The sequence below is a fragment of the Rhodococcus sp. NPDC057529 genome (genome assembly GCF_042802055.1).
Lineage (GTDB): Bacteria > Actinomycetota > Actinomycetes > Mycobacteriales > Mycobacteriaceae > Rhodococcus_F.
In genome coordinates this window covers 1-12,468 of sequence record NZ_JBHVEY010000010.1, presented here as the reverse complement: position 1 = coordinate 12,468, position 12,468 = coordinate 1, and the positions used below count along the sequence as shown (strand labels likewise).

General features: G+C 68.3%; 6 protein-coding genes and 1 pseudogene. 6 read left to right on the top strand and 1 reads right to left on the bottom strand.

Annotated elements, in window-relative coordinates; all coding sequences use genetic code 11:
- Positions 1–95: 95 nt before the first annotated feature.
- Positions 96–782, top strand: a complete 687-nt coding sequence (locus ACFU5V_RS20635; RefSeq protein WP_276135916.1) for a hypothetical protein — start codon at positions 96–98, stop codon at positions 780–782.
- A gap of 1 nt (position 783) precedes the next feature.
- Here the strand turns inward: ACFU5V_RS20635 and ACFU5V_RS20630 are convergent, their stop codons facing one another.
- Positions 784–2,169, bottom strand: coding sequence for a glutamate decarboxylase (locus tag ACFU5V_RS20630; protein ID WP_378701537.1), 1,386 nt, complete (start codon positions 2,167–2,169; stop codon positions 784–786).
- A 127-nt stretch (positions 2,170–2,296) separates the two neighbouring features.
- Between ACFU5V_RS20630 and ACFU5V_RS20625 the strand changes: the two genes are divergently transcribed.
- The 5 genes and pseudogenes from ACFU5V_RS20625 to ACFU5V_RS20605 form a co-directional block, all read left to right on the top strand.
- Positions 2,297–3,433 (top strand): ABC transporter ATP-binding protein, encoded by a 1,137-nt coding sequence (locus tag ACFU5V_RS20625; RefSeq protein WP_378701535.1) that lies wholly within the window; start codon positions 2,297–2,299, stop codon positions 3,431–3,433.
- The gene (locus tag ACFU5V_RS20620) at positions 3,430–4,209 is read left to right on the top strand and encodes an ABC transporter permease (RefSeq protein ID WP_378432420.1); all 780 of its coding nucleotides are present in this window, start codon (positions 3,430–3,432) and stop codon (positions 4,207–4,209) included. The genes ACFU5V_RS20625 and ACFU5V_RS20620 overlap by 4 nt, the downstream gene beginning before the upstream one ends.
- Before the next feature lie 50 nt (positions 4,210–4,259).
- Positions 4,260–8,135, top strand: a complete 3,876-nt coding sequence (locus ACFU5V_RS20615; RefSeq protein WP_378701533.1) for an ABC transporter ATP-binding protein — start codon at positions 4,260–4,262, stop codon at positions 8,133–8,135.
- A 111-nt stretch (positions 8,136–8,246) separates the two neighbouring features.
- Positions 8,247–12,023 (top strand): multifunctional oxoglutarate decarboxylase/oxoglutarate dehydrogenase thiamine pyrophosphate-binding subunit/dihydrolipoyllysine-residue succinyltransferase subunit, encoded by a 3,777-nt coding sequence (locus ACFU5V_RS20610; RefSeq protein ID WP_378432422.1) that lies wholly within the window; start codon positions 8,247–8,249, stop codon positions 12,021–12,023.
- A gap of 251 nt (positions 12,024–12,274) precedes the next feature.
- A pseudogene (locus ACFU5V_RS20605) lies at positions 12,275–12,468 on the top strand (hypothetical protein); the annotation flags it as partial.

Sequence of the window (12,468 nt, the reverse complement as noted above, 5' to 3'; positions counted from 1 at the left end):
CCAGCCTAGGCAACGGTGCCGACACCGGCCACGGCGTTCGCTCACCTACAGTCGGTGCCAGCACACACGAAGCACTAGGCGAGACGGGAGCCCCGATGGCTGGCAATGGTGGACCGGTGGAGAAGGTACTGGTCTCGGTCCTCGACAACGGAAGCCGACTCCAGGCGCCCGCGGTGGCCAAGTACGTCGAATGGGTCCGGCGTTCGCACCCCGGTGAGTCGCCCGCGCAGATCGTCGAACGCATGGAGAAGATGTTCCTGCTCGCCGTGACGGGCAGCGGCAGCGCGGTCGGCGCCACCGCCGCCATTCCCGGCGTCGGCACCGTCGCGTCCATCGCGGCGGTCGGCGCCGAATCGGCGTTCTTCCTGGAAGCGGCGGCGCTGCTCACGCTCGCTGTCGCGTCGGTGCACGGCATCTCCGCCGCCGACCACCAGCAGCGGCGCGCGCTGGTCCTGTCGGTGGCCCTCGGCGAATCGGGCATGGAAATCGTCCAGAAGGCGACGGGCGTGACAGCGAAGAACTGGGCGAGCGCCATCACCAGCCGCATCCCCGGCCCCACGATGAAGGGCATGAACAGCACCCTGGTGCGCAAGTTCATCACCAAGTACGCCGCCCGCCGCAGCGCGCTGGTCCTCGGCAAACTGGTGCCCGCCGGCATCGGCGCCGCGATCGGCGGCGCCGGCAACCGGGCGATCGGCAAGGGCGTCATCAAGAACTCGCGGGAGGCGTTCGGTCCCGCCCCGGCCCGCTGGCCGGACGAGCTCCGCGCGATCGAAGCGTAACCTAGTGGGCGAAGTGCTGTTCCGTCGAACGCCCGCCGCCCTTTTCGCTGAGTTCGGCACACACTTCCTCGATCGCCTCCGCGACGAGGGTACCCAGGTCGGCGCTGAAGCCCTCGCGCACGACGATGCGCAGAACCGCCACGTCCTCCGCGTCGGCGGGCATCGTGTACGCCGGCACCTGCCACCCCCGCGCCCGCATCTCGTGTGACACGTCGAAGACCGTGAACCCGGGATCGCCGACCAGTTCGAACGCCAGCACCGGTATGTCGGTCCCGTCCGTGATCAGGGTGAAATAGTCGAGCTCGGCGATGCGTTTGCCGACGCGGACCGCGGTGTCGCGCAGCGTCTCCATGATCGACCGGTAGCCGGCCCGGCCGAGTCGCAGGAAGTTGTAGTACTGCCCCACCACCTGATTGCCGGGCCGCGAGAAGTTGAGAGTGAACGTGGGCATGTCGCCGCCCAGGTAGTTGACCCGGAACACCAGCCCCTCGGGAAGGTACTCACGCTCACGCCACACCACGAACCCGATACCCGGATACGTCAACCCGTACTTGTGACCACTCACGTTGATCGAGGCGACGCGCGGAACCCGGAAGTCCCACAACAACTCCGGTTGCAGGAAGGGGACGACGAAGCCACCGCTCGCCGCGTCCACGTGGATCGGGACGTCCGGGCCGCCGGACGCGGCGAGCGCGTCGAGAGCTGCCGCGATCTCGGCCACCGGCTCGAGCTCGCCCGTGTAGGTGGTGCCCACGATCACGATCGCACCGATGGTGTTCTCGTCGACCGCGTCCCGCACCTGCTCCGGAGTGATGACGTAGCGGCCCTTCTCCATTGGCAGATACTTGGGCTCGACATCGAAGTACCGGCAGAACTTCTCCCACACCACCTGCACGTTGCTGCCGAGCACCAGATTCGGCCGGGCCGTGTCCTTCCCCGCCGCCTCCCGCTTCGCCCGCCACCGCCACTTGAGCGCGAGACCACCGAGCATCACCGCCTCGCTCGAACCGATCGTCGAGACGCCGGTGGCGCTGGCCGGGTCGGTGGTCGACAGGTCGGGGGCGTGGAACAGGTCGGCCACCATCGACACGCAGCGGGCCTCGATCGCCGCCGTCGCGGGGTACTCGTCCTTGTCGATCATGTTCTTGTCGAACGTCTCGGCCATCAATTTGTCGGCCTCGGGATCCATCCACGTGGTGACGAACGTGGCCAGGTTCAACCGGGAACTGCCGTCGAGCATCAACTCGTCGTGGATGAACCGGTACGCGGCTTCCGGATCGGTCTCGTCGTCCGGCAACCGCAACGCCGGAAACGGGTCGATCGACAGGCGCCCGGTGTACGCGGGAGAGATGACGTCGCGCTGGTGATGATGATGGTGCTTGCTCATGTGCGTTCCCAATCGATTGGTGTCGGCAAGCGCCCGTCGCGACGCCTGTACGTCAGTTGGTGAATCTCGGCACGGCAGCCCAGTAGGGTCGGAACAGTTCCATTCGATTGTGGCAGGGGAGGACGGGTTGACCACAGCAATCCCGGGAAGTGTCGCGGCGCCGATCGAGGTGCGGGGGCTGTCGAAGCGCTTCAAGAACGTCGACGCGGTCACGGACCTCGGCTTCACCGTGCCGCAGGGATCGATCACCGGGTTCCTCGGGCCCAACGGGTCGGGCAAGACCACGACACTGCGGATGATCCTCGGTCTCGTGAAGCCGACGTCCGGGACGTCCACGGTCGCCGGGGTCCCGATCCGGTCGCTCACCGATCCCGCGCGCACGGTCGGCGCCGTCCTCGACTCGCAGAGCCTGCACCCCAACCGGACGGCACTCGACCACCTGCAGGTGTACGCCTCCGCGATCCGAGTTCCGGACGCCCGCGCACGGCAGGTGCTCGCACTCGTCGGGCTCGAGGACGTCGCCGGCCGCAAGGCGGGCGGTTTCTCCCTCGGCATGCGTCAGCGGCTGTCGCTGGCGACGGCGCTGCTCGGTGATCCGCGGATCCTGATCCTCGACGAACCGGCCAACGGACTCGACCCCGAGGGCATCGCCTGGCTGCGCGAGTTCCTGAAGGGCTTCGCCGCGTCCGGTCGCACGGTGCTGATCTCGAGCCACATCCTCCGCGAGGTGGAGCAGACCGTCGACAATCTGGTGATCGTCAGCCGCGGCTCCCTCGTCTATCAGGGGCGCATGGAGGAGTTGCGCAAGTCGCAGCAGAGCCGGCTGCTGGTCGCGTCGTCGAGCCCGGCCGCGCTGGCGACCGCCCTGGCCGCGAGGGGAATCGTCGACGCCCGGTCGCTGGCCGACGGGCGCCTCGCCGTGGTGGGTGCGTCCCTCGAACTCGTCGAGTCCGTCGCAGCGGGCGCCGGGGTGACGATCTTCGGGGCGGTCGGCGATCACATCGATCTCGAGCAGCTCTTCCTGTCGATGACCGCAGGACAGTACGTGGCCGGCGCGAGCCCTGCCGCACCCGCGGGGTACGGCACACCGCCGGTGTACGCTCCCCAGCCCGGATACACCGCACAACCGGGTTACGCCCCCCAACCGGGCTACGGTCCACCACCGGGCTACGGTCCACCGCCCGGCTACTCCCCGCAACCGGGCTACGGCCCGCCACCACCCGCACACCCCCAGCACGGACCGATGTCCGGAGGTCCGCGATGACAACGCTGCTCACCGCGGAATTCCGCAAGGTCACCACATTGCGCTTCTGGTGGATGCTCGGTCTGGCACCGCTGATCGTCGGAATGTTCTCGAGCGCGATCACCCTTCCGGTGATGCGCGCGTTCACCGACGCGTTCGAGGCCGATCCGAACGAGGCCAACCTCGCCGCCACCCTGTTCGGACTCGCCGTCGCCGTCGCCCTCGTCGTCCTGTTCGCCGCACTCTTCGGGGCGGTCAACGTGGGCACCGAATTCCGGTACAAGACGCTCACCACCACGTTCCTCACCGCCCGCGGCCGGGACGGGGTGATCGGCGCCAAGCTCGCCGTCACCGCGGCGTTCGGCTTCTTCTACTGCCTCGTGGTCGAGGTGGTCAGCGTCGCCCTGCTGCTGACGTTCGGAGGTGACACGTTCGAACTGCGCGGATCCCTGTTCGCCATGCTCGGCGCCGCCCTGATCTGCGCCACGCTCTGGGCGCTCGTCGGCGGCGGCGTGTCGATGCTCACCGGCTCGTCCGTGGGAAGCTGCATCGCCCTCGTCGTCTGGTACACCCTCGGCGAGATGATCCTCCGCTCGATCCTCAGCGGAATCGGCATCGGCGCCGTCGGCAGCATCCTCCCCGTGTCCGCCACCCTCGGGACGGTCGCCAACGCTGCCGCAGGCAACGAGATCGACTGGCTGACGCTCTGGCCTGCCGCACCCCTCGCCCTGCTCGGGTGGACGGCGGTCCTCGTCGCGGGTGGCTGGGTGCTCACCCGGCAGCGCGACATCACCTGACACCGCGCCGGATACCGGCCCTGTCGGTACCCGGCGCTAACGTGGACCCAGTGGTAGGTGAGAGTGCGTCGTCGGTGATCGAACGGGAACAGACGCTGGAGCGGGATCAGGCACGGCCGGGCTGGATTCGACGGCTGAGCGGTGAGTGCTGGGCGCACCGCCGCGTCGCACTCGGCGCCCTCACCGTGACGGTGATCGCCGCGGGCATCGACATCTCGTTCCCCCTTCTCACCAAGTACGCGGTCGACGCCGCGGGCTCCGGTAGCGCCACCCGGGTGATCGGCACCGCCGCGCTGCTCATCGCGCTGCTCGCGTGCGTGCGGTTCGGCTGCCAGTACGGCCGCCGGATGCTCGCGGGCAAGCTGTCCCTGGACGTCCAGCACGACCTGCGGCTGGGGCTGCTCGGCGCGCTGCAACGGCTCGACGGGCGGGGGCAGGATCAGATCCGCACCGGCCAGGTGGTGTCCCGGTCCATCACCGACCTCCAACTGGTGCAGGGACTGCTCGCGATGGTCCCGCTGTCGGCGGGCGCGCTGCTCCAATTCGTCCTCGCACTCGCGATCATGGCGTGGCTCTCGCCGCTGCTGACCGTCGTCGCGCTGGTGATCGTTCCCGCGGTCTGCCTCGTCGTGTACACGATGCGACCGAAGCTGTTCGCGGCCACCTGGTCGGCGCAGCAACGAGCGGCCGACCTCGCGCAGCACGTCGAGGAAACCGTCACCGGTGTCCGCGTGGTCAAGGGCTTCGGCCAGGAACGCCGGGCCGTCGACCAACTCGAGGACCACAGCCGGGCGCTGTACGCGGAACGCCTGCGCGCCGCCCGGATCAACGCGCGCTTCGCCCCGACCATGGCGGCGCTGCCCCAACTCGGCCTCGTCGGCGTCATCGCGATCGGCGGCTACCTCGCCCTGCACGGGACCATCACGATCGGCACGTTCCTCGCCTTCGCCACCTACGTCGCCACGATGACCGGCGTCACCCGCACCCTGTCGTCGGTCGTGATCATGGCCCAGCTGTCCAGGGCCGCCGTCGAGCGCGTGTACGAGGTGATCGACGCCGAACCGGAGGTCGCGGACCCACCGCATCCCACCGCGCTGCCCGGCGGACCGCTGGGTGTGGACCTGCGTTCGGTGACGTTCGGGTTCGACTCGGAGCGCCACGTCCACCGCGGGCTCGACCTGCGTATCGCACCCGGCGAGACGGTCGCGGTGGTCGGCACGGCCGGTTCCGGCAAGACCGCGCTGTCGCTGCTGCTCCCCCGCTTCTACGCGCCGTCCTCGGGGTCGGTGTCCCTCACCTCCGACGGCGAATCGTTCGACGTGTCCACCCTGAGCGCCGAGCAGTTGCGCGAAGCGGTCGGCCTCGTGTTCGACGAACCGTTCCTCTTCTCCGACACCATCGCGGCCAACATCGCACTCGGCAGGCCCGACGCCACCGCCGAGGAGATCAGCGCCGCCGCCACCATGGCCGCCGCCGACGAATTCGTCTCCGCGCTGCCGGAGGGCTACGACACCGTGGTCGGCGAACGCGGTCTCACCCTGTCTGGCGGCCAGCGGCAGCGGATCGCGCTGGCACGCGCACTCCTCACCGACCCGCGAGTGCTGATCCTCGACGACGCCACGTCCGCCGTCGACGCCACCACCGAGGCGTCGATCTTCGAGGCACTGCGCGCCAACCGCGGCCGGACGGCGCTGATCCTGGCGCATCGCCGCTCCACGCTGTCGCTCGCGGACCGCGTCGCCGTGCTCGACGACGGACGGATCGTCGATTCCGGCACCGTCTCCGAACTCGACGAACGATGTCCGCTCTTCCGCGCACTGTTCGCCTCCCCCGACGGCGCGGGCCCCATCGACGTCAGCGTCCCCGCTCCGAGCGAGGCCGTGCCGTATCGGCGCGTGCCGTCCGAGTCCGAGTTGTGGCCGGAGGACGCCGAGGAATGGGACGGCCCCGTCGCGGCCGCCTCGTCCGGCCGCACCCCGGCCCTCGGCGCGGGTCCCGGCGGCCGTTCCGGCGGCGGACCGATGGCGGGCGCGCTCGGCAGCGTGGCCGCCACCCCCGAGCTCCGGGACGCCGTGAGTGCACTCCCGCCCGCGGTCGAGAGCCCGGGCATCGAGACGCGGAACCTGCGCCTCCCCGAACCCGACTTCCGGCTGTCGCGGATCCTGCGGCCGGTCCGCGGCCTGCTCGTGGCCGTCGTCGTCTGCCTCGCGCTCGACGCGCTGGCGGGGATCGCGTTCCCGTCCATCGTCCGGTACGCGATCGACCACGGAGTCGTCCCGCAGGACGCCGCGACGCTCTGGACCGCCGCGGGGGTGGGCGTCGCACTAGTCGTCGCAGGCTGGCTCGTCGTCGCCCTGATGACCGTGCTCACGGCGCGGGCGGGTGAACGGGTGCTGTTCGGGTTGCGGGTGCGCAGCTACGCCCACCTGCAACGACTCGGGCTCGACTACTACGAGCGTGAACTGTCCGGCCGCATCATGACGCGGATGACCACGGACGTCGACGCGTTGTCCTCGTTCATCCAGACGGGGATGTCCACCGCCGTCGTGAGCGTGCTGACCGTCCTCGGCATCTCCGTCGCCCTCGTCGCCACCGACGTCACGCTCGCGCTGGTGGCGCTCGCCGTCATCCCGCCGCTGCTCGTCGCGACGCTGATCTTCCGCCGGATCTCCTCGGTGGCCTACACCGTCTCGCGGGAGCGGATCTCCCTCGTCAACGCCGACTTCCAGGAGAACGTCGCAGGGCTCCGCGCCGCCCAGGCCTACCGCCGCGAAGAGTTCGCCGCCCGCCGGTTCGCGGAGCGGGCCGACAGCTACCGGCGCAGCCGCATGCGGTCGCAGCGCGCGATCTCGCTGTACTTCCCGTTCATCGCGTTCCTCTCGGACCTCGCCCTCGCCGCCGTGGTGTTCGTCGGTGCGCACCAGGTCGCGGGCGGCCACACCACCACCGGGACGCTCGTGGCCTTCGTGCTGTACCTCGGGCTGCTGTTCGGGCCCATCCAGCAGCTGTCGCAGGTGTTCGACGGTTATCAGCAGGCCAGTGTGGGCCTGCTCCGTATCGGGGACCTGCTCCGCACACCCAGTTCCATCGAGCGGGCGACCTCCCGTGACGATCTCCAGCCGATCGCCGGGCATCTGCGCGGCGAGCTGTGCCTGCGCGACGTCGGGTTCCGCTACCAGGGCGCGGACAGCGACGCCCTCACCGACATCGACCTGCACATCCCCGCCGGCACCACCGTCGCGCTCGTCGGCCGGACCGGCGCGGGCAAGTCGACCATCGTGAAGCTGCTCGCCCGCTTCTACGACCCGACGTCGGGGGCGGTGCTCGTCGACGACGTGGACCTCCGCCGGTACCCGCTCGGCGAGTACCGCGGACGGCTCGGCGTCGTCCCCCAGGAAGCCCACCTGTTCACCGGCACCGTCGCCACCAACATCGCCTACGGACGCCCCGATGCGAGCCGGGACGAGATCGAGGACGCGGCCCGGGCGGTCGGAGCATTGGGCACGATCGCCGAATTGCGGGGTGGGATGCATCACCCCATCGGCGAGCGCGGGCAGGGCCTGTCGGCGGGCCAGCGCCAGCTGATCGCGCTCGCTCGCGCCGAGCTGGTCGACCCCGATCTGCTGCTGCTCGACGAAGCGACCGCGACCCTCGATCCGGCCACGGAGCAGGTAGTTCTCGAGGCGAGCAGCCGTGTGACACGCACCCGGACGTCGGTGGTGGTGGCCCACCGGCTGGCCACCGCGGCCCGGGCGGATGTGATTCTCGTCATCGACAAGGGGCGGGTGGTGGAAACGGGATCGCACGCCACTCTGCGCTATGCCGGTGGCCACTATTCGGGACTGTGGGATGCGGCGGAGACCGGGGCGGGGAATAATCGCGGGGCGAGAACCGTCATCGATGGTGACCCCATCGGTTGGCCGTGAGACAGCTCACACGTGCAGGCCTGGCGATCTACACGTCACACGCGAGGGCTAGTCTCATGTATATAGGCGCTCTGATCGGGTACCGAAATAGAAACGAGGCGAACACCTGCCGTGAGCAGCAGCTCTACATCCCAGTTCGGACAGAACCAGTGGCTGGTTGACGAAATGTACCAGCGCTTCCAGGACGATCCGTCGTCCGTGGACGCGAGTTGGCACGAATTCCTGACGGATTATTCTCCCGACGCAGCCGCCGCCAAGGCAGGCGCAGCCAACGGACACGGCACGAACGGCACCACCACCGCCGCACCGGCTGCCGCTCCCGCCACGGCTTCGACTCCCCCGGTTTCCGAGTCCGCGACCGCACCCCAGCCTCAGACCAAGCCGGCCAACGGCGCCGCAGCCAAGACTGCACCCAACGGTGCAGCCCCGAAGGCCGCCGCCCCGAAGACCGAGGCCCCCGCGAAGGCCGCACCCGCGAAGGCCGCCCCGGCGAAGGACGCGAAGGCGTCCGCCCCCGCGCCTGCCGCCGACGAGTCGAAGGTTCTCCGCGGTGCAGCTGCTGCCGTCGCGAAGAACATGTCGGCCTCGCTGGCCATTCCGACCGCCACCAGTGTTCGCGCCATCCCTGCGAAGCTGATGTTCGACAACCGGATCGTCATCAACAACCACCTCGCCCGTACCCGCGGCGGCAAGATCTCGTTCACGCACCTGCTGGGTTACGCGATCGTGCAGGCGGTCAAGGCGTTCCCGAACATGAACCGGCACTTCGCCGAGATCGACGGCAAACCCAACGCGGTCACCCCCGCACACACCAACCTCGGCCTGGCCATCGACCTGCCGGGCAAGGACGGCAACCGATCCCTCGTCGTCGCCGCGATCAAGAACACCGACACCCACAACTTCACGCAGTTCTACAGCGCCTACGAGGACATCGTCCGGCGCGCGCGTGACGGCAAGCTCACCGCCGAGGACTTCTCGGGTGTCACGATCTCGCTCACCAACCCCGGCGGCATCGGCACCGTGCACTCCGTGCCGCGCCTGATGAACGGCCAGGGCGCCATCATCGGTGCCGGCGCCATGGAGTACCCGGCGGAGTTCCAGGGCTCGAGCGACGAGAAGATCGCCGAGATGGGCGTCGGCAAGCTCATGACGCTGACCTCGACGTACGACCACCGCATCATCCAGGGTGCGGAGTCCGGCGACTTCCTTCGGACCATCCACAAGCTGCTGATCAGCGACGAGTTCTACGACGAGATCTTCCACTCGCTGCACATTCCGTACGAGCCGGTCCGCTGGCGCCAGGACGTCTCCGAAGGCGCGGTCGACAAGAACACCCGCGTCCTCGAACTGATCGCGGCGTACCGCAACCGCGGCCACCTGATGGCCGACACGGACCCTTTGCAGTTCGTCAAGGACAAGTTCAAGAGCCACCCCGACCTGGACGTCACGACGCACGACCTGACGCTGTGGGACCTCGACCGCGAATTCAAGGTCGGCGGATTCCACGCCCAGGAGAAGATGAAGCTGCGCGACGTGCTCAGCGTGCTGCGCGACGCGTACTGCCGCCACGTCGGTGTCGAGTACACGCACATCCTGGAGCCGGAGCAGCAGCAGTGGCTGCAGGACCGGGTCGAGGCGCACCACGTCAAGCCCACGGTCGCTCAGCAGAAGTACATCCTGAGCAAGCTCAACGCCGCCGAGGCGTTCGAGACGTTCCTGCAGACCAAGTACGTCGGCCAGAAGCGCTTCTCGCTCGAGGGCGCCGAATCCGTCATCCCGATGATGGACGCCGTCATCGACCAGGCCGCCGAGCACCAGCTCGACGAGGTCGTCATCGGCATGCCGCACCGCGGCCGCCTCAACGTTCTCGCGAACATCGTCGGCAAGCCGTACTCGAAGATCTTCACGGAGTTCGAGGGCAACATGAACCCGGCGGCCGCTCACGGCTCCGGCGACGTGAAGTACCACCTCGGTGCCGAGGGCACGTACATCCAGATGTTCGGCGACAACGACATCACAGTGTCGCTGACGGCCAACCCGTCGCACCTCGAGGCGGTCGACCCGGTCCTCGAGGGCCTGGTCCGCGCGAAGCAGGACATCCTCGACAAGGGTGAGGACGGCTTCACCGTCCTGCCGCTGATGCTGCACGGCGACGCCGCGTTCGCAGGGCAGGGTGTGGTGGCCGAGACGCTGAACCTGGCGCTGCTACGCGGCTACCGCACCGGCGGCACCGTGCACATCGTGGTCAACAACCAGGTCGGGTTCACCACGGCCCCGGAGCACTCGCGTTCGTCGGAGTACTGCACCGACGTCGCGAAGATGATCGGCGCGCCGATCTTCCACGTGAACGGCGACGACCCCGAGGCCTGTGTCTGGGTCGCCCAGTTGGCTGTCGACTTCCGGGAGAAGTTCCAGAAGGACGTCGTCATCGACATGATCTGCTACCGCCGTCGCGGTCACAACGAGGGCGACGACCCGTCGATGACGCAGCCGGCGATGTACGACGTGATCGACACCAAGCGCAGCGTCCGTAAGAGCTACACCGAATCTCTGATCGGCCGTGGCGACATCTCGCTGAAGGAAGCCGAAGACGCCCTGCGCGACTACCAGGGTCAGCTGGAGCGGGTGTTCAACGAGGTTCGCGAACTCGAGAAGTACACGCCGGAGCCCAGCGAGTCGGTCGAGCTCGACCAGGTGCTGCCCACGAAGCTGAAGACGTCGGTCGACGAGTCGGTGCTCGAGCGGATCGGCGACGCATTCGTCAACCTACCCGAGGGCTTCACCGTGCACCCGCGTGTCAAGCCGGTCATCGAGAAGCGCCGCGAGATGTCGCGCGAGGGCAAGATCGACTGGGCCTTCGCCGAGCTGCTCGCGTTCGGTTCGCTGGTCGACCAGGGCAAGATGGTTCGCCTGTCCGGCCAGGATTCGAAGCGCGGCACGTTCACGCAGCGTCACTCCGTCCTCATCGACCGCAAAACGGGTGCCGAGTACACCCCGCTGCAGAACCTCGGCAGCGAGAACCCCGGCAAGTTCCTGGTCTACGACTCCGCGCTCAGCGAGTTCGCCGCCGTCGGCTTCGAGTACGGCTACTCCGTGGGCAACCCGGACGCGCTCGTGCTGTGGGAGGCGCAGTTCGGTGACTTCGTCAACGGTGCGCAGTCGATCATCGACGAGTTCATCTCGTCCGGTGAGGCCAAGTGGGGCCAGCTGTCCGACGTCGTGCTGCTGCTGCCGCACGGTCACGAGGGTCAGGGTCCCGACCACACGTCCGGTCGCATCGAGCGCTTCCTGCAGTTGTGCGCCGAGGGTTCGATGACCGTGGCCGTGCCGTCCACGCCGGCCAGCTACTTCCACCTGCTGCGTCGCCACTCGCTCGACGGAATCCGCCGCCCGCTGGTCGTCTTCACGCCCAAGTCGATGCTGCGCAACAAGGCTGCCGTCTCCGACGTCGAAGACTTCACCACCGGGAAGTTCCGCTCGGTGTTCGAGGAGCCGACGTACGAGACGGGCGACGGCGAACGCGACAAGGTTCGTCGTGTCCTCCTCGTCAGCGGCAAGCTGTACTGGGAGCTGCTGGCGAAGAAGCAGAAGGACAACCGCGAGGACATCGCGATCGTCCGCATCGAGCAGCTGTACCCGGTTCCGAGCCGTCGTCTCCGTGAGACGCTGGACCGCTACCCGAACGCCACCGAGTTCCGGTGGGTTCAGGAGGAGCCGGCGAACCAGGGTGCGTGGCCGTTCTTCGGTCTCGCTCTGCCCGAGTTGCTGCCCGACAAGCTGTCCGGAATCAAGCGCATCTCGCGTCGTTCGATGTCGGCACCGTCCTCGGGTTCGAGCAAGGTGCACGCTGTGGAACAGCAAGAGATCATCGATGAAGCCTTCGGCTGACGAGCGTGAAACGGCTGAAGCCTTCGGCTGAATAGCTGATTGACTGATCTGCCACTGAGCCGGGTCGAGTTCACTCCACGGAGTGAACTCGGCCCGGCTTCGTGGTTTCCGGACCGGTAGCCCGCTCCCGCGTGTCCCCCGGCCAGACGCACCCCTTCTCTGCGCACGCACCCCTTGTCGCGCCCGAAACGTTTGTTGCCAGGGTGGTCGTGAGACACATCGTGGCAGGGGCGCGGGGAAGCGAGTGATGCATGATCGACATCGAGATCGGACGCACCCCGACCGGCGGGAGGCAATTCCCGATTGCCTTTCGGCTCGAGTTCATCCACCAATGGGATGCTGCGACCGCTCGGGGCGCCAGGACCAGGTTGCTGCGCGAGCACAACCTCACCCGGGCCACCGTGCGGCGTTGGCTGCGCAGCCGTGACGAGGGAGAATTCACGGG